The organism is Sphingomonas sp. DC4900, from assembly GCF_049896485.1.
Classification (GTDB): domain Bacteria; phylum Pseudomonadota; class Alphaproteobacteria; order Sphingomonadales; family Sphingomonadaceae; genus Sphingomonas; species Sphingomonas aquatilis.
In genome coordinates, this window is record NZ_JAFCUK010000001.1 from 127,509 (window position 1) to 147,692 (window position 20,184).

The 20,184-nt window shown below is 69.6% G+C and carries 23 protein-coding genes and 1 tRNA gene; 14 read left to right on the forward strand and 10 right to left on the reverse strand.

The genetic code is table 11. The features are described from left to right. Window positions 1-43 precede the first annotated feature (43 nt). A complete protein-coding gene (locus ACP690_RS00620; RefSeq protein ID WP_426257143.1) occupies window positions 44-520 on the reverse strand; it encodes a thiamine phosphate synthase in 477 nt (158 codons plus the stop codon). A gap of 69 nt (window positions 521-589) precedes the next feature. On the opposite strand from ACP690_RS00620, the gene ACP690_RS00625 reads away from it, so the two are divergent. Next, the gene (locus ACP690_RS00625; protein ID WP_426255458.1) at window positions 590-1,282 is read left to right on the forward strand and encodes a YggS family pyridoxal phosphate-dependent enzyme; all 693 of its coding nucleotides are present in this window, start codon (window positions 590-592) and stop codon (window positions 1,280-1,282) included. Beyond that, window positions 1,279-1,944, forward strand: a complete 666-nt coding sequence (locus tag ACP690_RS00630; protein WP_426255459.1) for an HAD family hydrolase — start codon at window positions 1,279-1,281, stop codon at window positions 1,942-1,944. The genes ACP690_RS00625 and ACP690_RS00630 overlap by 4 nt, the downstream gene beginning before the upstream one ends. A 209-nt stretch (window positions 1,945-2,153) precedes the next feature. On the opposite strand, the gene ACP690_RS00635 is transcribed toward ACP690_RS00630, so the two are convergent. Continuing rightward, the gene (locus tag ACP690_RS00635; protein ID WP_017980496.1) at window positions 2,154-2,753 is read right to left on the reverse strand and encodes an ankyrin repeat domain-containing protein; all 600 of its coding nucleotides are present in this window, start codon (window positions 2,751-2,753) and stop codon (window positions 2,154-2,156) included. A gap of 60 nt (window positions 2,754-2,813) precedes the next feature. Between ACP690_RS00635 and ACP690_RS00640 the strand changes: the two genes are divergently transcribed. From ACP690_RS00640 to ACP690_RS00650, 3 genes are read left to right on the forward strand one after another with little or no spacing between them, the layout of a single operon-like run. Next, on the forward strand, window positions 2,814-3,407 hold the full coding sequence (locus tag ACP690_RS00640; RefSeq protein ID WP_426255460.1) for an SCO family protein: 594 nt from the start codon (window positions 2,814-2,816) through the stop codon (window positions 3,405-3,407). Beyond that, window positions 3,404-3,832 carry a YcgN family cysteine cluster protein gene (locus ACP690_RS00645; RefSeq protein ID WP_043061080.1) on the forward strand — a complete coding sequence of 143 codons (429 nt, stop codon included), beginning with the start codon at window positions 3,404-3,406 and terminating at the stop codon, window positions 3,830-3,832. The genes ACP690_RS00640 and ACP690_RS00645 overlap by 4 nt, the downstream gene beginning before the upstream one ends. Then, complete coding sequence (locus tag ACP690_RS00650; RefSeq protein WP_426259831.1) at window positions 3,829-4,503, forward strand: M48 family metallopeptidase; 675 nt, start codon at window positions 3,829-3,831, stop codon at window positions 4,501-4,503. Before ACP690_RS00645 ends, ACP690_RS00650 begins: the two co-directional genes overlap by 4 nt. On the opposite strand, the gene ACP690_RS00655 is transcribed toward ACP690_RS00650, so the two are convergent. The 4 genes from ACP690_RS00655 to ACP690_RS00670 all read right to left on the reverse strand — a co-directional run bounded on the left by ACP690_RS00655 (window position 4,479) and on the right by ACP690_RS00670 (window position 9,595). Beyond that, complete coding sequence (locus ACP690_RS00655; protein ID WP_043061082.1) at window positions 4,479-6,677, reverse strand: transglycosylase domain-containing protein; 2,199 nt, start codon at window positions 6,675-6,677, stop codon at window positions 4,479-4,481. The two genes, ACP690_RS00650 and ACP690_RS00655, sit on opposite strands and share 25 nt — an antisense overlap. A gap of 94 nt (window positions 6,678-6,771) precedes the next feature. Further along, window positions 6,772-7,854: an NAD(P)/FAD-dependent oxidoreductase gene (locus ACP690_RS00660; RefSeq protein WP_426259832.1), complete on the reverse strand. Its 1,083-nt coding sequence runs from the start codon at window positions 7,852-7,854 to the stop codon at window positions 6,772-6,774. Continuing rightward, a complete protein-coding gene (locus tag ACP690_RS00665; RefSeq protein ID WP_426259833.1) occupies window positions 7,833-8,522 on the reverse strand; it encodes a methyltransferase domain-containing protein in 690 nt (229 codons plus the stop codon). The genes ACP690_RS00660 and ACP690_RS00665 overlap by 22 nt, the downstream gene beginning before the upstream one ends. Next, a complete protein-coding gene (locus tag ACP690_RS00670) occupies window positions 8,519-9,595 on the reverse strand; it encodes a type III polyketide synthase (protein ID WP_426259834.1) in 1,077 nt (358 codons plus the stop codon). Before ACP690_RS00670 ends, ACP690_RS00665 begins: the two co-directional genes overlap by 4 nt. Window positions 9,596-9,799: 204 nt before the next feature. Between ACP690_RS00670 and ACP690_RS00675 the strand changes: the two genes are divergently transcribed. Next, the gene (locus ACP690_RS00675; RefSeq protein WP_294313789.1) at window positions 9,800-10,288 is read left to right on the forward strand and encodes a hypothetical protein; all 489 of its coding nucleotides are present in this window, start codon (window positions 9,800-9,802) and stop codon (window positions 10,286-10,288) included. A gap of 31 nt (window positions 10,289-10,319) precedes the next feature. On the opposite strand, the gene ACP690_RS00680 is transcribed toward ACP690_RS00675, so the two are convergent. Then, window positions 10,320-10,406, reverse strand: a tRNA-Leu gene (locus tag ACP690_RS00680). A gap of 123 nt (window positions 10,407-10,529) precedes the next feature. Between ACP690_RS00680 and ACP690_RS00685 the strand changes: the two genes are divergently transcribed. After that, window positions 10,530-11,894 carry an MATE family efflux transporter gene (locus tag ACP690_RS00685; protein ID WP_426259835.1) on the forward strand — a complete coding sequence of 455 codons (1,365 nt, stop codon included), beginning with the start codon at window positions 10,530-10,532 and terminating at the stop codon, window positions 11,892-11,894. Here the strand turns inward: ACP690_RS00685 and ACP690_RS00690 are convergent. Continuing rightward, window positions 11,863-12,651 carry an MJ0042-type zinc finger domain-containing protein gene (locus ACP690_RS00690; RefSeq protein WP_426259836.1) on the reverse strand — a complete coding sequence of 263 codons (789 nt, stop codon included), beginning with the start codon at window positions 12,649-12,651 and terminating at the stop codon, window positions 11,863-11,865. The two genes, ACP690_RS00685 and ACP690_RS00690, sit on opposite strands and share 32 nt — an antisense overlap. 181 nt (window positions 12,652-12,832) lie before the next feature. On the opposite strand from ACP690_RS00690, the gene ftsE reads away from it, so the two are divergent. Genes ftsE through ACP690_RS00710 form a run of 4 tightly spaced genes read left to right on the forward strand, consistent with a single transcriptional unit; the run spans window position 12,833 to window position 15,654 of the window. Beyond that, window positions 12,833-13,543, forward strand: a complete 711-nt coding sequence (ftsE, locus tag ACP690_RS00695; RefSeq protein ID WP_426259837.1) for a cell division ATP-binding protein FtsE — start codon at window positions 12,833-12,835, stop codon at window positions 13,541-13,543. Further along, complete coding sequence (locus ACP690_RS00700) at window positions 13,540-14,424, forward strand: cell division protein FtsX (RefSeq protein WP_426259838.1); 885 nt, start codon at window positions 13,540-13,542, stop codon at window positions 14,422-14,424. The genes ftsE and ACP690_RS00700 overlap by 4 nt, the downstream gene beginning before the upstream one ends. A gap of 13 nt (window positions 14,425-14,437) precedes the next feature. Further along, the gene (locus tag ACP690_RS00705; RefSeq protein WP_017980483.1) at window positions 14,438-14,974 is read left to right on the forward strand and encodes a YdcF family protein; all 537 of its coding nucleotides are present in this window, start codon (window positions 14,438-14,440) and stop codon (window positions 14,972-14,974) included. After that, complete coding sequence (locus ACP690_RS00710) at window positions 14,971-15,654, forward strand: lysophospholipid acyltransferase family protein (RefSeq protein WP_426259839.1); 684 nt, start codon at window positions 14,971-14,973, stop codon at window positions 15,652-15,654. The genes ACP690_RS00705 and ACP690_RS00710 overlap by 4 nt, the downstream gene beginning before the upstream one ends. A 206-nt stretch (window positions 15,655-15,860) precedes the next feature. Here ACP690_RS00710 and ACP690_RS00715 read toward each other — a convergent pair whose 3' ends face one another. Then, on the reverse strand, window positions 15,861-16,766 hold the full coding sequence (locus ACP690_RS00715) for a prephenate/arogenate dehydrogenase family protein (RefSeq protein ID WP_426259840.1): 906 nt from the start codon (window positions 16,764-16,766) through the stop codon (window positions 15,861-15,863). Continuing rightward, window positions 16,766-17,872 carry a histidinol-phosphate transaminase gene (gene hisC / locus ACP690_RS00720; protein WP_426259841.1) on the reverse strand — a complete coding sequence of 369 codons (1,107 nt, stop codon included), beginning with the start codon at window positions 17,870-17,872 and terminating at the stop codon, window positions 16,766-16,768. Before hisC ends, ACP690_RS00715 begins: the two co-directional genes overlap by 1 nt. Window positions 17,873-17,947: 75 nt before the next feature. Here hisC and metX point away from each other — a divergent pair, with 75 nt between their 5' ends. From metX to metW, 3 genes are read left to right on the forward strand one after another with little or no spacing between them, the layout of a single operon-like run. Then, complete coding sequence (metX, locus tag ACP690_RS00725) at window positions 17,948-19,078, forward strand: homoserine O-acetyltransferase MetX (protein ID WP_426259842.1); 1,131 nt, start codon at window positions 17,948-17,950, stop codon at window positions 19,076-19,078. After that, on the forward strand, window positions 19,078-19,518 hold the full coding sequence (locus ACP690_RS00730; protein ID WP_426260014.1) for a GNAT family N-acetyltransferase: 441 nt from the start codon (window positions 19,078-19,080) through the stop codon (window positions 19,516-19,518). The genes metX and ACP690_RS00730 overlap by 1 nt, the downstream gene beginning before the upstream one ends. Beyond that, window positions 19,515-20,102, forward strand: a complete 588-nt coding sequence (metW, locus tag ACP690_RS00735) for a methionine biosynthesis protein MetW (RefSeq protein ID WP_244057242.1) — start codon at window positions 19,515-19,517, stop codon at window positions 20,100-20,102. The genes ACP690_RS00730 and metW overlap by 4 nt, the downstream gene beginning before the upstream one ends. Window positions 20,103-20,184: the final 82 nt, after the last annotated feature.

The following is a 20,184-nucleotide window of genomic DNA, read 5'->3' on the forward strand; positions in this document are numbered from 1 at the left end:
GTCATTGCGTCGCTACGCTCGCAATGACGGCAAAAGGGGTCGATTAGCGCCTGCCCGGCATCAGCCCATCGATCGCCGCCCAGCCATCGAAGCCATAGCGGCGGATCGCCAACCAGCGTGCGCCCGTCATCCCGCCGAGCGCGACACGGCCGCCGCCAAGCCCTCGTCCGATACCCGCCGCTCGCCGCACACCCAGCGTCCGCGCACCCGGATGCGACCGGGTGGCAAAGACCGGCGACACGAACAGGTACGCAGCCCCCGCGCGGATACCGCGAATCGCCTCGCGCCGGTCATGTGCTGCATGGGTGAGGGCCCGCCGACCGCCATGCGACCCGACGCCCGGCATCCCGCCGGCCGCACTGATCCGCAACTGGCGTGCCGCCGCCAGCCGCCGCACCGTCAGGAACAGCCGGTGCCGCTCGCCTCGCGGCAGGCCGTAATGGCGGAACACCACGCCAGCGCCAGGCGGCAGCGCGCGGATCGCGGGCAGCAGCGCCGCACCGATGCGTTCGTCGGTCATCAGCCACGCATGACGGCGGGGAGACAGATTGCGGTTCAGATCGGCCACCACCCCGCTATAGCGAGCGTCATGACCGCCGACACCCTGTCCCCGCCTGCGCCCTCCGCTCTCCACAATGTCACCACCGCCATCGCCCAAGCCGCGCACATCGCCGGCCGGAAGGCGGAGGCGGTGACGCTGATCGCCGTCTCCAAGACGCACGACGCCGATGTGATCCGCCCGCTGCTCGACGAAGGCCATCGCGTCTTCGGCGAAAATCGCGTTGCCGAGGCGGCGGAGAAATGGCCGACGCTGCGCGCGGCCTATCCGGGCGTGTCGCTCCACCTGATCGGCCAGCTCCAGTCGAACAAGGCCGACGACGCGGTCGCGCTGTTCGACGCGATCCATTCGGTGGATCGCCCGTCGCTGGTCGAGGCGTTGGGCAAGGCGATGGCGAAGACCGGCCGCCGGCCCGACTGTTTCGTGCAGGTCAATATCGGCGCGGAAGACCAGAAGGGCGGCTGCGCCATCGCCGATCTGCCCGCCCTGCTCGATCAGGCGCGCGCTGCCGGTCTGCCGATCGTCGGACTGATGTGCATTCCGCCCGCGGACGTCGAGCCCGCACCCTATTTCGCGCTTCTCGCCAAGCTGGCGCGCGAGGCTGGCCTGACCGGGCTCAGCATGGGCATGTCGTCCGATTATCCGACCGCGGTGACGATCGGGGCGACGCACGTCCGCGTCGGCAGCGCCTTGTTCGGCGCGCGTGGCGGAGCCGCCGCATGACGCCGCGTGGCCTGTTGTTCGACTTCGACGGCGTGCTGATCGAGAGCGAATTCGCCGGCAACCGCCAGCTTGCCGAATGGCTCACCGACGCGGGCTATCCGACGACCCCCGCAGATTCGATGGCGAATTTCATGGGGCTCGCCGGCCCCGATTTCCGTACGGCGATCGAGGCGTGGATCGGCGGCCCGATCCCCGCAAGCTTCGACGCGGCGCGGGACGCGGAGGATGCGCGCGCGATGGCGGAGGGGATCGATGCGGTGGCCGGTGCCGTCGCCTTCGTGCGCTCGCTACCCGCTGATCTGCCGCGCGCGGTCGTCTCGTCCAGCCCGACGCGCTGGATCCGCCGCCACCTCGACCATATCGGGCTCGCCGACGCGTTCGGAGACCATATCTACAGCGGCCGCGAGCACGTGACCCGCGGCAAGCCCGCGCCCGACCTCTATTGGCATGGCGCTGCGGCGATCGGCGTGCCGATCGAGGCGTGCGCGATCCTCGAGGACTCCCCGGTCGGCGCCACCGGCGCGGTCGCGTCCGGCGGCCACGTCATCGGCCTGTGCGCCGGCACGCATTGCGCCATCGGCCACGACGCGCGGCTGAAGGCGCTGGGCGTCCAGGCGATCGCGCACGACTTCACTGAGGTCGCAAGACTGTTGGGCCTCTAACCCACCCCGTCATCCCGGCCCTGCGCCGTGGCACCGATCAGTCCTCCCCTGCCAGGGGGAGGTGGCGCCGCCGAACGCGGTGACGGAGGGGGAGGTCAGGGCGCGCGTTGTTGGCAGGGACGTTCCATTCCGCCCCCTCCGTCATGCCGGCGGCATGCCACCTTCCCCTGGCGGGGGAGGATCATGCAACCCCGCAGAAGTCGCCCGTCCTACAGCCGCGGGCCGGAGACCTGGGCGCGCACCTTCTTCGGCGCATCCTTGAACAGCGCCACCATCGCCGGATTGCGCGAATCGCGCACCGCATAGTCGCGCGCCGAAAGACCGGCGAGATTGTCCGTCTGGTCGGGGTCGGCGCCCTTGTTGATGAGCGTGCGCGCGATGCCTTCGTTGCGGGTGTTCACCGCCAGGATCAGCGGCGTCTGGCCCGACGAATTGGCGAGATTGGGGTTCGCCTTGAACATCAGCAGCAGGTCGACCAGATCGTCGCGTCCGGCCATCACCGCCAGCGCCAGCGGCGTATTACCCTTGGCATCGCGGATGTTGGGATCGGCCTTATGCTGCAGCAGATACTGCATGTAGAGATTGCCCGAATGACTCGTCAGGTCGTGCAGCGCGCCGCGGCCGGTGGTGGGCGATTTGGTGTTGATGATCGTGCTGCCCGGCGTTTCGATCATCGTGGTGACGGTCTTGCCGTCCTCCTTCTCGATCGCCTGCAGGAATTTGTAGCTTTCGGACTGTTGCTGCGCGGCGGCGGGGGTGATTACGGCGGCGGCGAGGCTGAGGGCGAGCAGGAAAGGGCGGCGGATCATCGTAGGTCCCTTGGACAAGACTTGCGGGCGCACCGGTAACAGATCACAGCTGCCACGGTCATGAACATTCTGCGCCTCGCCCGCCTCGCCGTGCCCGCCGCCGCTTTGGCGGTGGCCGCCTGCCAGCCCGCAGCCACTACGGCGCCGCCGCTTGCCGGCGCGAAGATCGGCGGGCCGTTCAGTCTAGTCAATCAGGACGGCCGCACCGTCACCGACCGCGATTTCGCGGGCAAATACCGCATCATGTATTTCGGCTACACCTATTGCCCCGATGTCTGCCCCACCGATGCGGCGGCGATCGGCAAGGGCGTGGCGTTGCTCGCCAAGAGCGATCCCGATCTCGCCAAGCGGATCGTACCGATCTTCGTCAGCGTCGATCCCGAACGCGACACGCCCAAGGTCCTGAAAAGCTTCGTCTCCGCCTTTTCGCCGCAGATGGTCGGGCTGACCGGCACGCCCGCCCAGATCACCGCAGTGTCGCAGGCCTATGGCGTGTTCGCCGGCAAGGGCGAAGCGCAGCCCGGTGGCGGCTATCTGGTGAATCACAGCCGCGCCACCTATCTGATGAGCCCGGACGGCAAGCCGCTCGCGCTGCTGCCGTCGGACAAGGGGCCGCAAGCCGTGGCCGACGAGATCAAGCGCTGGGCGAGATGAATAAATTCTGGGAGCTGCCGATCGAGCAGCTCGATCGCGGCCAATGGGAGGCTCTGTGCGACGGCTGTGGCAAATGCTGCATCCACAAGCTGGAGGACGAGGATACGGGCGAGGTCGTGCCGACCAACGTCGCCTGCCGGCTCTTGAACCGCCGCACCGGCTTTTGCTCCGACTACAAGCACCGCCGAGCCTATGTGCCCGAATGCGTGCGGCTGACCGCGGGCAACGTCCGCGACATCGACTGGCTGCCCAGCACCTGCGCCTACCGCCTGCGTGCTGCGGGCGAGCCGTTGCGCGACTGGCATTATCTGATCAGCGGCGATCGCGAGACGGTCCACACCGCCGGCATCTCGGTCCGCGGCTGGACGGTCAGCGAGGACGATGTCGGCGACCTCGAAAACCATATCGTCGATCGCGAGCTGTGAGCGACCCGTTCGAGGTCGTCCGTCACCCCACCGCGCGGCGCGTGCGCCTGTCGATCGATCCGGCGAGCGGCCGAGCGCGGCTGGTGCTGCCGCGCCGCGCTGCGCTGAAGCCCGCACTCGCCTGGGCGCGCGGCAAGGCGGACTGGATCGCCGAACAGCAGGCGCGGCTACCGTCCGCGCGGCCCTATGCGCCGGGCATGGTGCTGACCGTCGCCGACCAGCCGCTGACCATCGACTGGCAGCCGGGTAGCCGCCGACGGGTCGAGGTGGTGGGCGACACGCTGTCGCTATCCGGCCCACTCGACACGCTGCCGCGCCGCGTCGAGACGTGGCTGAAGCGCACCGCGCTCGCCCAGCTGACCGACGACACGGCCTATTATGCGCAACGCGCGGGGGTGATCGTGACGAAGGTCGCGATCGGCGATGCGCGTGGGCGCTGGGGCAGCTGCGCCGTCGACGGCGTCATCCGCTACAGCTGGCGACTGATTCTGGCGCCGGGCTGGGTGCGCCGCGCGACGGTGGCGCATGAGGTCGCGCACCGCGTCCACATGAACCACGGCCCCGCCTTCCATGCGCTGGTCGCGCAGCTGTACGACGGCGATCCGACTCCGGCGCGCGCCTGGCTGCGCACGCACGGCGCGGGGCTTCACTGGGTCGGGCGATCGTCCTGAACCGGGCGCTGTAGCGGCGCGCGCGGCGGCAGATAGCCATCGCGCGGCGGCGGGCCCTGCCGCGACGGAGCGGTGGCGGAGGGCACACGCTGCCCGTCCCGCGCGCCGTCACGCGGCGCCGGATCGCGCGACGGCGCATCGCGGCCGGTGACGCGGTCGATCAGGTCGTTGAGCTGCTGCTGCGGCGGCGTGTCGGGGGCGCCGCCGTCCGCCGGTTCGCCCTGCGCCTGCGGATCGCTTTCGCGCGGCGCCTGGGGTAGCGGATTGCCATCCGGGTCGACCATCGGCGCGCCCGCAGAGCCATCGTCGGGCTGGCCGTAATAGGCCTCCTCATCCGGCTCCAGCTGCCAGTCGGGCAGGGTGACCTGCGTGTCGAACTGCTCGATCGGCCGGTTGGCGGTGGCGGGCTTCATGAACGCCGCCCACGCCTTGGCCGGCGCGGTGCCGCCGTGCAGCCCGGCGACGGGCTTGGCGTCGTCGCGGCCCATCCACACGCCGGTGGTAAGCCCGCTCGAGAAGCCCAGGAACCAGCCGTCCTTCAGCGAGGTGGTGGTGCCGGTCTTGCCCGCGACCGGCCGGCCGATCTGCGCGGCGCGGCCGGTGCCGGTGTTCACCGCGGTCTGCAACAGGTCGATCATCTCGGCCGCGACATAGGGCGCGACGAGGACGCGGCTGCGATCTACCTCGTGGCTGTAGATCGTCTGGCCGTTCGCGGTGACGCGGGTGATGCCATAGGGCGTCACCGCAACGCCTTTGTTGGCGACGCTGGCGAAGGCGCTGGTCATGTCGATCAGCCGCACATCGCTGGTCCCCAGCACCATCGCGGGATGCGTGTTGATCGGCGTCGTGATGCCGAAGCGGCGCGCCATCGCGGCAATGGTGGAAAAGCCCACTTCCTGCCCCAGCTTCGCCGCCACCGTATTCAGCGAATAGGCGAAGGCGGTGCGCAGACTGACCGGGCCGGAGTTGCGCCGCGAATCGTTGCGCGGGCTCCACCCGTCGATCGTCACGGGTTCGTCGACGATCGTATCCTCGGGCTTATGACCCGCCTCCAGTGCGGCGAGATAGACGAACAGCTTGAACGCCGATCCCGGCTGGCGCACCGCCTGCGTCGCGCGGTTGTAGATCGAGGTGACGTAATCCTTGCCGCCGACCATCGCGCGCACGCCGCCGTCGCGATCCAGGCTGACCAGCGCGCCCTGCACGCCGTTCGGCGCATTGGCGCGAATCGCCGCATCCGCCTCGCGCTGCATCGCGGGGTCCAGCGTCGTCCACACCTCCAGCGGCGCGCTGGTCTCGTCGATCAGCGTATCGAGCTGCGGCAGCGCCCAGTCGGTGAAGTAGCGCGCGCTGTTCTGCTGGCGTTCGGGCGTCAGCTTCAGGTCGGCGACGTCCGCCGCCTGCGCCTGCGCCTCGGTGATGTCGCCTGCGCGCACCATCTGTTGCAGCACCACCCCGGCGCGGCCGCGCGCGGCCTCGGCATCGGCGGTCGGCGAGTAATTGGACGGCGCCTTCACCAGCCCGGCGATCACCGCGGCCTCGCCGATGCTCAGGTGATTCGCGCCATGGCCGAAGAACTTCCGGCTCGCGGCGTCGATGCCATAGGTGCCGCCGCCGTAATACATCTTGTTGAGGTACAGCTCGAGGATCTCGTCCTTGCTGAACTTGCGTTCCAGCGCGAGCGCCAGGATCCATTCGCGGAATTTGCGCCCGAATTTCTTCTGGTTGTTCAGGAAGACGTTGCGCGCCAGCTGCTGCGTGATCGTCGACCCGCCCTGCACCCAGCGTCCGCGTTCGAAGCGGACCTGCACCGACCGCGCGATGCCGATCGGGTCGACGCCCGGATGCCCGCGGAACCGGCGATCCTCGACCGCGACGGTCGCCTGCCGCATGATCCTGGGGATCTGCGCATAGGGCAGCCATTCGCCGTAGCTCGGCCCCAGCGAGGCGATGATGCTGCCGTCGGCGGCATGGACGCGGATCATCTGGCCGTTGGGCGAGCTCTTCAGCTCGTCGAAGCTCGGCAGCTGCGAGCGCGCGACATAGACCGCGATCACCAGCGCGCCGAAGGCGAGGATGCCGAGACCGATCAGAATCTGGAGGGTAACGACGATCCGCCGGCGCCAACGAGAGCGGGGGGCGGGAGCGGAGCGGGAGGTGCGCGCACGAGCCATGGAGGGGCCCGCGATTACGCGCTTCCGGGGCGGGTCACAAGCACGCGCGCATCGTGCCGCGCCGATTTGCGCGGACGCTGCGACCGGTGGCGGCTCAGCCCGCCACCCGCGTCGCGCTGGCGATGAGTCCGATGAGCCCGGGCGGCGCCAACGCCACGCCCAGGGCCGCCCAGCGCCGCTCCGCCAGCGTCCGGATCGCGCCTGCGACCGTCATTGGCCGGATCAGCTGCCGCGCGAACCGTGCCTGCCACGCCGCCGATCCCGCGGGGCCGTCGCGCAGGCAGGCGTCCGCGGCGCTGATCCCGCTCGCCAGCGCGATGCCCATACCTTCGCCAGCTAGGCTGGGGATGACCCCCGCCTGGTCGCCCAGCCGGAACAGCCCCGCCGCACCGCCGCGCTCGCGCCAGCCATAGGGCACGTTGGCGATCGCATCGATCGGCGCATCCGACGCGTGATAGGCGAGCCGCTCGCCCAGCCGCGGATGCGCCGCGCCCAGTGCGTCCAGCAGCGCGGGCAGGCTGCCCGCCTCGTGCAGGCGCGACCGGTGGACCGCCATGCACAGATTGGCGCTGCCATCCTCCTGCAAGGCGATGCCGGCATAGCCGCGGTCGAACAGGTGCAGCTCGATCCGCCCGCGCAGCGCCTGCTCCAGCGCGGGTGCCGGGCCCAGCCGCACGCGCACGCCCAACGTCGGGTCCGTGCCGCGCGCCTCCGCCGGCCGGGCGAGGCCGCGCAGGTCGTGCTTGCCGGTGGCGAGGAACAGCGCGTCGCCGCGCAGCGGGCAGCCGTCGTCCAGCCACACCGCATCGCCCTCCACCCGGCGCACCGTGACGCCGGTCTCCAGCCCCGCGCCGCTCGCCTGCGCCTGTTCGCGGAGCAAGGTATCGAGCCGCCGCCGCGACACGCCGACGGCGGGGCGGGGCAGGCGTGTGGTCCGTACGCGCTGGCCCGCGAACAGCACCACCTCGGTCAGCCGATCGCGGTTGAGCGCATCGGCGTCGATACCCAGTTCCTTCAGCCGATCGAGCGTCCGCCAGCTCACGAAGCCGCCACACAAGGCATCCGCCGCCGCATGCCGCTCGAGCAGCAGCGGCGTCACGCCACCACGCGCCAGGCGGATCGCTGCGGTCGATCCGGCCGGCCCGCCGCCGACGATCAGCGCAGCCGTTCGACGCATAGCCGGAAGGGGAAGGCGCGGAATACCCGCGCATAAGAGATACCCGCCTCGGCGAGCAGGGGCGGCCATTCGGCTGGGCGATAGGAGCGCGCGATCGACAGCGTGCCGTCGTGCCGCACGATCGGATGCCAGCGCGCGATCCGCGCCAGCAGTGGGAAGCCCGCATGCGCGAAACCATGCCGATGCAGGTCGTTGACCAGCCAGCCACGCTTGGCTTCGGTCTCCATGAAGCGCAGAAAGGCGATCAGCTGATTGTGCGTCATGTGATGCGCGACCAGGCTCGACAGGATCACATCCCATCCGCCGCCCGCCAGATCGGCATAATCGCCGGTGATCCAGCGGATCGGCAGCTCGGGCGAAGTATGCGCGCGCGCCGCCGCCTCGCTGCGCGGGTTGAGGTCGACACCGACCAGCTCGACCGGCAGCCGCCGCTTCGCCGCCCAGCGCGCGATCCGCCGCAGCATGTCGCCGTCGCCGAACCCGACGTCGAGGATGCGCAGCCGATCGGCGCCGCGCGCGGCCCGCGCCAGGAAGCGCAACGTCGGTCGCGCCGCCATCGTGACGACGTTGACGCGGGCAAGGTCGGCGACCACCGCGGCATAGACGTCCGCGGGCAGATCGTCCGCGTCCATCAGTTCGTCCGCCTGGGCACGGGTGGCGAGCGTCATGCCACGAACCGCAGCCGCAATCCTTCGGCGGCAAGCCCGGGACCGAAGGCGAGTGCGACACCCTGATCCACCGCGGGCGGCGCGGCGAGCAGGCGGGCCAGCACGAACATCAGCGTCGCCGACGACATGTTGCCATTGTCGCTCAGCACCGCGCGCGACGCCGCCAGCGCGGTGCCGTCGAGCGCCAGCGCGCCCTGCACGGCATCCAGGATCGATCGTCCGCCGGCATGCACCGCCCAGAACAGGTCCTGCGCCGGCGCCCCGTCGGTCAGCGTCGCGACCAGCGCGGGATCGTGCAGTGCTGCGGCGATGCGGCCCGGCACCGCGCCGTCGAGGTGCATCGCAAAGCCCGTGTCGGTGATATTCCAGCGGATCAGCGCCTCGCTGTCGGGCAGCGTCGCGGCAAAGGGTGCCTCCAGCGTCAGCCCCTGCGTCTCCGCATCGGCGCCCGTCACCAGCGCCGCGGCGGCACCGTCGCCGAATTGCAGCATGGCGAGCAGCGGCTCGATCTCGTGAGTCGCCTGCAGATGCAGCGTCGACAGCTCCACCGTCACCACCAGCACGCGGGCGGCGGGGTCGGACCGGACGATATGCCGCGCGGTGCGCAACGCGACCACTGCGGCATAGCAGCCCATGAATCCGATCAGCAGCCGCTCCGCGGTCGGCAGGCCCAGCCGCGCGGCGATGATCTGGTCGATTCCCGGCGCGACGAAGCCGGTGCAGCTCGCCACGACCAGATGGGTTACGCCGTCCAGCTCCACGCGCGTCGCCAGATCGTCGATCGCGGCGAGGGCCAGCGCCGGCGCAGCCTCGGCATACACCGCCATCCGCGCCGCCGTACCGGGCAGCGCGTCCGCATAGAATCCGCCCGCATCGACGGGGCTGTGCCCCGCGCTGCCGGGCAGAACCGACCAGCGGTGCGTGATGCCGGCGCGTGCGGCCATGCGATCGAACAGCGCGGCATGGCGCGGCTCGACCTGGGCCTTGGCCCAGCCGATGAAGGCATTGTGGATATCGTTCGCGGGCACGGCCGTACCGATGGCGCGCAGGCAGGCGTAAGGGGGGAGCGGCACCGGGGTCCTTCACACGTCCGCCGAAACGGCGCACGACGGGCAAAAACGCGTCGCCGCCGAAATGGATGCATGCCTCACGATAAAATGGCGATTGGTGCGTTTCGGTCGCATCGGTGGTAATGAAACTATCCGAGAATTTCTTGTGTTTCCCGATGGATGTCGCATAGATTTGCGCTCGACAACCAACGCTTTGGGGGGCGCCGGATGGCGGGGGAATCCATTGCCGGGCTGGTCAAGGACCTGACGGCGCAACTGTCGGCCATCGCCAGTGAATTTGGCGCGCGCGCGGATCGGCTCGCGCACGGCGATACCGGCGACGAAACGCACGACCGGCCAAACCGCGATGAGGCGGCGGCGGCACCCGATGCACGCGAGCTTGCCAAGCAATTGCTGGCGCAGCGCATGGCGCGTTTCGACCACTTTCCGGCCGAACTGTTCCACGAGCCCGCGTGGGACATGCTGCTCGCGCTGTTCGTCGCGCATGAGGAGCGGCGGACGCTGAACGTCAAGGCGCTGGTCGGCACCGCGCACACGCCCGTTACCACGTCGCAGCGCTGGATCGATCATCTGCACAAGCTGAAGCTGGTCGATCGCGTCATCGATCCGCACGACCGGCGGCGCATGGAGGTCTCGCTCAGCGACACCGGCCAGACCGCGGTCCGCGCCTATCTGCGCCGGCTGGGCGCCGCCTGACCGACGGGCGTTCTGCGATTTTTTCGAAAAGTGGTGCGGCCGAGAAGACTCGAACTTCCACGGGCTTTCGCCCACAACGACCTCAACGTTGCGCGTCTACCAATTCCGCCACGGCCGCACGTGATGAGAATACCGGGCGGAGCCGGCATCTGGCAGGCGCAGGCCCCTAGCAAAGCGTTTCATGCTCCGCAAGCGCCCCTTTTTCGTTTTCGCGGCCTGCCCACTCCGGTAGCGCGGGGCCATGACGGTCCGCCAAGCTCTTTCGACCCATGGCGAAACCCGGCGCCTGCTGGCGCTCGCCTGGCCGGTGGTGCTGACCAGCCTCAACTGGACGCTGCTGCAGGTGACCGACGTGATGGTCGTCGGTCTCGTCGCCACCGAAGAGGTGGCGGCGCTGGGCGCCAGCCGCGCGCTGGGCTTCGTCGGCATCGTCGCCGGCCTTTCGTGGCTGTCGGGCGTGCTGGTGATGGCCTCGCGCGCCGACGGCGCGGGCGACCTGCCGCGCACCGGCGGCGTGCTGCGCGAAGGGCTGGTGCTGGGGCTGCTGCTCGGCGTCGCGATCGGCGGGCTGTTCCTGGTTGCCGCCGAACCCCTGCTCGCGCTGGTCGGCGTCGCGGCGGACCGGATCGACGAAAGCGCGCGCGTCGTCCGCGCCTTTGCCATCGCCTTTCCGTTCCAGCTGGTGAACGTCGCTGCCGCCTTCTTCCTCGAAGGGGTCAGCCGCCCCGGCCGCGTCGCCGCGGTCAATCTGTCGGTGCTGCCGGTCAACGCCGTGCTCGCCTGGGCGCTGTCGGCAGGGCATCTCGGCCTGCCGGCATTGGGGGCGGTGGGGGCGGCGCTCGCGACCAGCATCGCTTCGCTGCTCGGCGCCGCCGGAATGGTGGCGAGCGCACTCACCCTGCCGCGCGCCCGGGAGCGTGAGGTGCGGCGCACCGACCGTGCCGCCTGGGCCGGCGTGCCGCGCGGTGTCGTGGCGCTCGCCGCCTTCGGCCTCGTCCCCGCGATCGCCTCGGGGCTGGAGCTTGCCGGCTTTTCGATCCTGATCGCGCTGTCGACGCAATTGGGCGACGTCGCCGCCCATGCCTTTCAGATCGTCTTTTCGATCCACAACGTCACCTTCGCCATCGCGATCGGACTGGGATCGGCGGCGGGGGTGCGTGCGGGCAATGCGGTGGGGGAGGGGCAGCCGGCCGCCGCCATCCCTCGCACGCTGATCGCGGTCGGGCTGGCGATCGGTGCGCTCGGCCTGCTGATGCTGATCTTACGGGCGACCGCGCCGGGAATCGTCGCGCTGTTCCCGGCAACGGCACCCGTCCATGTCCTCGGCACCGCGATGTTGGCGGTCTGGGCGCCGTTCATCGTCTTCGACGGTATCCAGGTCGTGCTGATGTACGCCTTGCGCAGCCTCGGCGATCAGGTGGCGGCGGGGGTCAACAGCATTTTCGCCTATTTCATCGTGTCGGGCGGCCTGGGCTGGTGGCTGGTACATCAGGGGATGGGGCCGATGGCGCTGGTCTGGGCGTCGGGCCTCGGCATGGTGGCCGCCGCGCTGCTGCACGGCGGCCGGTTCGCGCTTATGGGTTGGCGGCTTCGCCGGCAAAGCTGAGCTCCAGCCGCTTCGAATTGGACGGCACGTCCAGCTTGGCCGAATTGAAGTCGATCGACGCCCCCGGGTTCAGCGTCCGCTGCTGCGGATTGATCGTCCAGCTGTAGACGATGCGGCCCTGGGCATCGCGCAGCTCGGCACGGATATCCGGCACGCGCTGCTTTTCGGACGACGGGTTGGTGATCTGCCCGCTGACCGCGAACAGTTCGGATCCGTTTTCCAGCTCGCGCCGCTCGATCGGATTGTCCTTCAGCCGCAGCGGCGATTCGTCGGTGCCGACCGGCAGGCCGACGCGCGCGAGCAATCCCGGCGCGCCGACGAACAGGATCGCGCCGATCCCGGCGATCAGCAGCAGCCCGACCAGCACCGCGATCACCGTCCAACGGCGCAGCGCGTTGCGGCGCGGCCGGAACGGCGGGCGATGCGCGAAGGCGTCGTAATCGGGCGCGGCAACGACCGGCTCGGGCGCGGCGACGCGCGCACCGGGCAGCACCGCGGGCTCCAGGAATGGCGGCGGCGCCTCCTCGTCGGGCGCATCGGGCAGGTCGAAGCGCGGCTGGTCCGCCATGACGGGCGGCGGCGGCGGAGGAGGAGGGGGCGGGGGCGCGGGTGGGGTAAGCGCCTCTGCCTCGGGCACCGGCGGTTCCTGGAACCAGCTGTGCCGGCAATTGGCGCAGCGTACGGTGCGGCCCTCCACCCCGATCGCGCTGTCGGGCACCAGATAGCGGGTGCTGCATTCGGGACATTCGAGGATCATGCGCGACGCTTTACGACAGATGGCCGTGCGGGGAAGAGACCTCCGCGGGATAGCCGCGATTGTAAGCACGTACGCCGCCTGCGTGGCAAGCTTGAAGCCGCGGCGTCGCCATGCGAAGGCTTGACCGAACACGGCCGCTGACGGCCCTTGGCACCTAGATGGAGCGGTTGCGGCCAGGCGCATGGCAAATATCGTGCAGTTCGAAAATGTTGGGCTGCGGTACGGCACCGGGCAGGAAACGCTGTCCGATATCAGCTTCACGCTGACCAGCGGCGCCTTCTATTTCCTGACCGGGGCAAGCGGCGCCGGCAAGACCTCGCTGCTGAAGCTCCTGTATCTGGCGCAGCGCCCCAGCCGCGGCATCATCCGCCTGTTCGGCGAGGATGCGGTGACGATGCCGCGCGCGCGGCTGCCCGGATTTCGCCGCCGCATCGGCGTCGTCTTCCAGGATTTCCGGCTGGTCCCGCACCTGACCGCCTGGGACAATATCGCGCTGCCCCTGCGCGTCGCCGGGGTGGAGGAGGCCGATATCGAACAACCGGTGCGCGAAATGCTCGCCTGGGTCGGGCTGGCCGACCGTGCCGGCGCGCGGCCCGCGACGCTGTCGGGCGGCGAGCAGCAGCGCGTCGCCATCGCCCGCGCGGTGATCGGCCGCCCGGAAGTGCTGGTGGCGGACGAACCGACCGGCAACGTCGATCCCGACATGGCCGATCGCCTGATCCATCTGTTCGAATCGCTCAACAAACTGGGCACCACCGTCGTCGTTGCCACGCACGACCTGCACCTGCTCAGCCGCGTCGCGGGCGCGCAGATGATGCGGCTCGACAAGGGGCAGCTGCTCGATCCCACCGGCTCGCTCCGCTACCCCCCGACGCTGAAGGGGCTGGCATGAGCGCGGGCGGCACCAATCGCGCCGACCGCCGCGTGTTGGACGAGGCGGGCGGCTTTCGCGCGATGACTGGGGTGATGGCGATCATGCTGTTCCTCACCCTGCTCGCCGCCGCGCTCGGCCTCGGCACGCGCCAGTCGGCGACGGCGCTCGAACGCCAGCTCGCCGGGCGGCTGACGGTGCAGGTGGTCGATGGCAGCCCGGTCGCGCGCGACGCGGTCGCCGCACGGATCCTCGCCGTGCTGCGCGCGCTGCCCGACGTGCGCCGCGCGACGCCGGTGCCGCGCGCCGAGCTGATGCGCCTGCTCGAACCGTGGCTGGGGCGCAGCGACGCCGATCCCGATCTGCCCGTACCCGCGATGATCGACGTCGACCTCGCCGACGGCGCCGACGCCGGCCGGATCGTCGCAGCGGTTCACGATATCAGCGCGACGGCGCGGATCGACCGGCACCAGCGCTGGATGTCGCCGGTCGGCAGCTTCCTCGACACGCTGACCTGGCTTGCGCTCGGCCTCGTGGCGCTGATGCTGGCGGCGACCGGCGCGGTCGTCGTCCTGGCGGCCCGCGCAGGTCTGGAGACGCATCGCGCGACGATCGAGGTGATGCACATGCTCGGCGCCACCGACGTGCAGGTCGCGCGGCTCTTCCAGCGCCGCCTCGCGCTCGATGCGGCGATCGGCGGGGTGGCGGGCAGCGTCGCTGCGCTCGCCATGCTGTTGTTCCTCGCCACGCGCGTCGCGGCGCTGGGATCTCAATTGCTCAGCGGCATCACATTGTCCTTCAGCGACTGGGCGTTGCTGGTCCTGCTGCCGGTCGGCTTCGTCCTGCTCGCGACCGTCATCGCGCGGGTCACGATCGTGGCGGCGCTGAGGCGCATCCTGTGACGGGGCGCCTGCTATGATCGTCCGGCTGATGGGGTTCGCCGCGCTCGGCTGGTGCCTGGGCTTTGCCGCTTTCATGCTGCTGCTGCCGCCGCCGCTCACCGGCAACACCACCGACGCGATCGTCGTGCCGACCGGCGGCGCGGGGCGGATCGATCGCGGCATCGCGCTGCTGCAGGCCAGGCAGGCGCGACGGATGCTCGTCACCGGCGTCGCGCCCGGGGTGCGGCCGATCGACCTCGCCCGCACCTATCACACCTCGCCGAAGCTCTTTGCCTGCTGCATCGATCTGGGCGCCGACGCCGTCGACACGCGCTCGAACGCCGAGGAAACCGCCGCCTGGGTCAAGACCCACGGCTATCGCACCGTCCGCCTCGTCACCTCCGACTGGCACGTGCCGCGCGCGCGGATGGAACTGGCGGCGGTGCTGGGGCCGGGCGTCATCGTGATGGGGGATGGCGTGCCCAGCACGCCGCGGCTCGGCACGCTCGTCAACGAATATAACAAGCTGCTGCTGCGCCGCGTCGCGCTGTGGCTGGGGATCGGGGCATGAACCGCCTGCGCACGTTGCTGTTTTCGCTGTTCTTCTACGGCCTGTCGGTGCCGATCGTGCTGGCGGTGCCTATCTCTGCGTTGTTCGGCCGGCGCGCGGTGATGCGGCATGCGCATGTCTGGGCGCGCATGCACCGGCTGCTCTATCGCACCATCATGGGCATCCGCGTCGTCGTAGAGGGGCAGCGCCCGGCAGGGCCCGTCTTCTACGCCGCCAAGCACCAGGCGATGTTCGAAACGCTGGAGCTGCAATTGCTGCTCGGCGGCCCGGCGATGGTCATCAAGCGCGAACTCAGCCGCATCCCCTTCTGGGGTTGGGCGGCGCTGCGATATGGCGGCATCGTCGCCGATCGCGAGGCGTCGGCGAGCGCGCTGCGCGCGATGATGCGCGATGCCAAGGCGCTGAAGGCGGAAGGCCGCTCGATCCTGATCTATCCGGAGGGCACGCGCGTCGCGCCGGGTGAGCGGCCGCCGCTGCAATCGGGTTTCGCCGGCCTCTACCGGGCGCTGGCCATGCCGTGCGTGCCGATCGCGCTCGACACGGGCCGCGTCTGGCCCCGGCACGGGCCCAAGCGCCCGGGCGTGGTGACGATCCGCATCGGCGACGTCATCCCTGCCGGCCTGCCCCGCGACGAGATCGAGGCGCGTGTCCATACGGCGATCAACGTGCTGGACGTGTAGGATCGGGTTGCCGGCTACATCCCCCAACTCGTCATTGCTAGCGTAGCGAAGCAATCCAGAGCCGGACCAGGACGCCCTGAATTGCTTCGCTACGCTCGCAATGACGGAGGGATAGCTCCGTCTCATCCCGACAGAAATTGAAACGATAGGTCTCGATCGTTTCCGTTCAGGTGCTCATGGTGTCCACGTCGCCGTAAGCGGAACGCTCAGTGGCTCCGCCCGAAGTCCGGCTTGGCGTCGTCCTGCCCCTGTTCGATGATCGACCGGCGGATCGCCCGCGTCCGGGTGAAGAGGTCGAACAACTGGTCGCCGTCGCCCCAGCGGATCGCGCGTTGCAGCATCGTCACGTCCTCGGTCAGCCGTTGCAGGATCTCCAGCACCGCCTCGCGATTGTTCAGGAACACGTCGCGCCACATCGTCGGGTCGGACGCGGCGATGCGGGTGAAGTCGCGGAAGCCGCCCGCCGAAAATTTGATGACCTCGCTCTGCGTCACCTCTTCCAGGTCGCTCGCGGTGCCGACGATCGAATAGGCGATCAGGTGCGGCACATGGCTGGTCACCGCCAGCACCAGGTCGTGATGCTTGGGTGTCATCACCTCGACCTGCGCGCCAAGCGCCTCCCAGAACGCGCGCAGCCGCAGCGTCGGCGCTTCTGCCGTGCCCTCTTCGGGGGTCAGGATGCACCAGCGCCCGCGGAACAGCGTCGCAAAGCCCGCCTCGGGCCCGCTATGCTCGGTGCCCGCGACCGGATGACCGGGCACGATCGTCGCCTCCGGCAACACGGCCCGCAACGCGGCAAGCACGCTCTCCTTCGACCCGCCCACGTCGCTGACGATCGCATCGGCGGGCAGGTCGTCGGCGAATTCCGCCGCGACCGCACCCATCGCGCCGACCGGCACGCACAGCATCACGAGGTCGGCGTCGATCACTGCCGCGCCTGCCGTGTCGGCGATATCGTCAGCGAGCTCGATCCGCTCCGCGATGCTGCGCACCTCGGGCGAGGCGTCGTAACCGGTGATCCGTACCGTCGGCATCGTGGCCCGCACCGCGCGCGCCACCGACGAGCCGATCAGCCCCAGCCCGATGATCGTGACGCGTGCGAAAGGCAGCATCAGCCCGCCTTTTCCACCTCGGCGCGCAGCACGTCGACCACCGCGCGCATTTCCTCTTCGGTGCCGATCGTGATGCGCAGGCCATGGGGCAGTCCCTGGCCGGGCAGCCAGCGCGTCGCATAGCCCGCCGCCATCAGCGCCTTGTACGCGTCCTCGGCGGAGAGGCCGCCCTCGAACAGCACGAGCACGAAATTGGCCTTGCTCGGCACCGCGCGCAGGCCCGGCAGCGCGTCGACCTGTTCGCTGAACCACCCGCGCCACTGGCGATTGTGTTCGCGGCTGTGCGCGACGAAGGCCGCATCGTTCAGCGCCGCGGTCGCGGCGGCCTGCGCCCCGATGCTGAATGCGAAGGGCGCGCGGATGCGGTGCATCGCATTGATGATCTCCGCCGACGCATAGCCCCAGCCCACCCGCTCGGACGCGAGACCGAAGATCTTCGAGAAGGTGCGCGTCACCAGCACGTTGGACTGCGTGCGTGCCAGCTCCAGCCCGCTGTCGTCGTCCTCCGGCTCCAGATATTCGGTATAGGCCTGGTCGAGTACCAGCAGCACCGACTTGGGCAGCCCGGCGTGGAGCCGCGCGATCTCCTCGCGGGTGGTATAGGTGCCCGTCGGATTGTTCGGGTTGGCGACGAACACGACCTTGGTCTTCTCGGTCACGGCGGCCAGGATCGCGTCGACATCGGTCGCATAGTCGCGATCGGCGACGATCACCGGCGTCGCGCCCACGCGCCGCGTCGCGATCTCGTACACCGCAAAGCCGTAGCGGACGTGGATGATCTCGTCGCCCGGCCCGGCGAAGGTGCCGGCGGCCAGGTGCAACACCTCGTCCGACCCGGTGCCATAGATCAGTCGCTCCGCCTCGACGCCGTAATGGCTGGCAAGCGCGCCGCGCAGGTCGACCGCCGCGGCGTCGGGATAACGCTCCAGATGCCCCGCCGCGTCGCGATACGCCGCCCGCGCGCCCTCGGGCGTACCGAACGGATTCTCGTTCGACGACAGCTTGACGACCTTGCGGCCGTCCTCACTGGTGGCGCGACCGGGGATGTAGGGGGCGATGCCCAGGATCCAGGGCTTCGGGGCGGGGGCGGTTGTGGTGTCCGACATGGCCGCGAGCCTTAGCGGGGCGGCGGCGACGTTGACAACTTGCTTCCACGCGCGCCCCGCCGTAGCGATGCGCCCATGAGCGAGGATATGCGGTTCGGCTGCGGGCGACAGGCGACGCTGCCGGGGCCACTGCGCCTCGATGGCGGCACGTTGCTGTCGCCGGTCGAGATCGCCTACGAAACGTACGGCACGCTCGATGCCGATGGCGGCAACGCGATCCTGATCTGCCATGCGTTGACGATGGATCAGTACGTCGCCTCCACCCATCCGCGCACCGGCAAGCCCGGCTGGTGGACGCGGTTGGTCGGCCCCGGCAAGCCGATCGATCCGGCGCGCGATTTCGTCATATGTTCGAACGTCATCGGCAGCTGCATGGGCTCGTCCGGCCCGGCGAGCATCAATCCCGCCACGGGGCGCCCCTGGGGCATGGCCTTCCCGGTCATCACCATCCGCGACATGGTGCGTGCGCAGGCCATGCTGCTCGACCATCTCGGCGTCGCCCGGCTGAAGGCGGTGGTCGGCGGCTCGATGGGGGGCATGCAGGCGCTCAGCTGGGCGGCGACCTTCCCGGACCGCGTCGCCGCGGCGGTGGTGATCGCCTCGACCGCCCGCCACTCTGCGCAGAATATCGCCTTCCACGAAGTCGGCCGCCAGGCGATCATGGCCGATCCCAAATGGCGCGGCGGCGATTATTATGACGACGATCCCCCCGCCGCCGGCCTCGCCGTCGCGCGCATGGCCGCGCACATCACATACCTGTCCGAAGCCGGCCTCACCGAAAAGTTCGGCCGCCGGTTGCAGGCGCGCCCGGGCAAGCAGGACGGCGCCAAGAGTTTCGGCTTCGACGCCGATTTCCAGGTCGAAAGCTATCTGCGCCATCAGGGCCTCGCCTTCGTCGACCGGTTCGACGCCAACAGCTACCTCTACATCACCCGCGCGCTCGACTATTTCGATTTGGCTGAGGAACATGGCGGCCTGCTCGCCAACGCCTTTCGAGGGCCGGCGACGCGCTTCTGCCTGGTCAGTTTCGATACCGACTGGCTGTATCCGACGCAGGAATCGCGCAACATCGTCGCCGCGCTCAACGCTGCCGGCGCACCGGTCAGCTTTGTCGAGCTGTCCAGCCCCTATGGCCACGACGCCTTCCTGCTCGACGCGCCGGAGATGAACCGCGTGATCGACGGTTTCCTGAAAGGCGGGCGATGATGGACCTTGGGATCGACCTCGACGACGACAAGGGCCGCCTGGATGTCGCGCGAATCCATGGCTGGCTCGCATCGAGCTATTGGTCGCCGGGGATCGACCGGGCGTTGGTCGAACGCGCCATCGCCGGCTCGCACTGCCTGGGTGCCTACGCTGGCGGCGAGCAGGTGGGTTTCGCCCGCGCGATCACCGATCACGCGACCTTCGCCTGGATCGCCGATGTCTGGATCGACGAAGCGGCGCGGGGGCAGGGGCTGGGGCGGCGTATGGTCGGCTGGTTCGTCGACCATCCCGCCTTTGCCGGCATCCGCCGCATTGGCCTTGTCACCGCTGACGCACATGGCGTGTACGAGGCGCTCGGCTTCCACGCGCTGCTCCGCCCCGATCGCTTCATGGAGCGTCTGTCGCCCGCGGCCGCCGCGCTGTTGAAGACGGCGTCATGACGCTGCGCCCCGACCTCGCCGTCATCGCCGGCCATGTTGCGCAGGGATCGCGCGTGCTCGACATCGGCTGCGGCGACGGCGCGCTGATGGCGGCGCTGCGCGACCAGCGGGGCTGCGACGCGCGCGGGCTGGAGCTCGACGCGGGCAATGTCGCGGCGGCGGTGGGGCGCGGGCTGTCGGTGATCCAGGGCGACGCTGATATCGACCTCGCTGCCTATCCCGATCGCAGCTTCGACTATGCGATCCTCAGCCAGACGCTGCAGACCGCGCGAGCACCTGACGTCGTGCTCGATCATCTGCTCCGTATCGGCCGGCGCGCCTTCGTCAGCTTCCCCAATTTCGCGCAATGGCGCATCCGCCTGTCGCTGCTGTGGGGTGGTCGGATGCCGGTGACGCGGCAATTGCCCGAACAATGGTATGACACCCCCAACATCCATCACGTCACGATCGACGACTTTCGCGCCTTTCTGAAAGCGCGCGGCGTGACCGTGGAGGGGGCATGGTTTCTGTCGGGTGACCGACAACGCAGTTCGGCAGCGGCCAACCTGCTGGCACAGCATGCGGTTTTTCTGTTGCGGCGTTGACGGCGCACGTCCGTATCGGACATAAACCTGTGCGGTTCGGAACAAACCTATGTGAAAGCGGTTTCTCGCCTCCGAGCCAGGA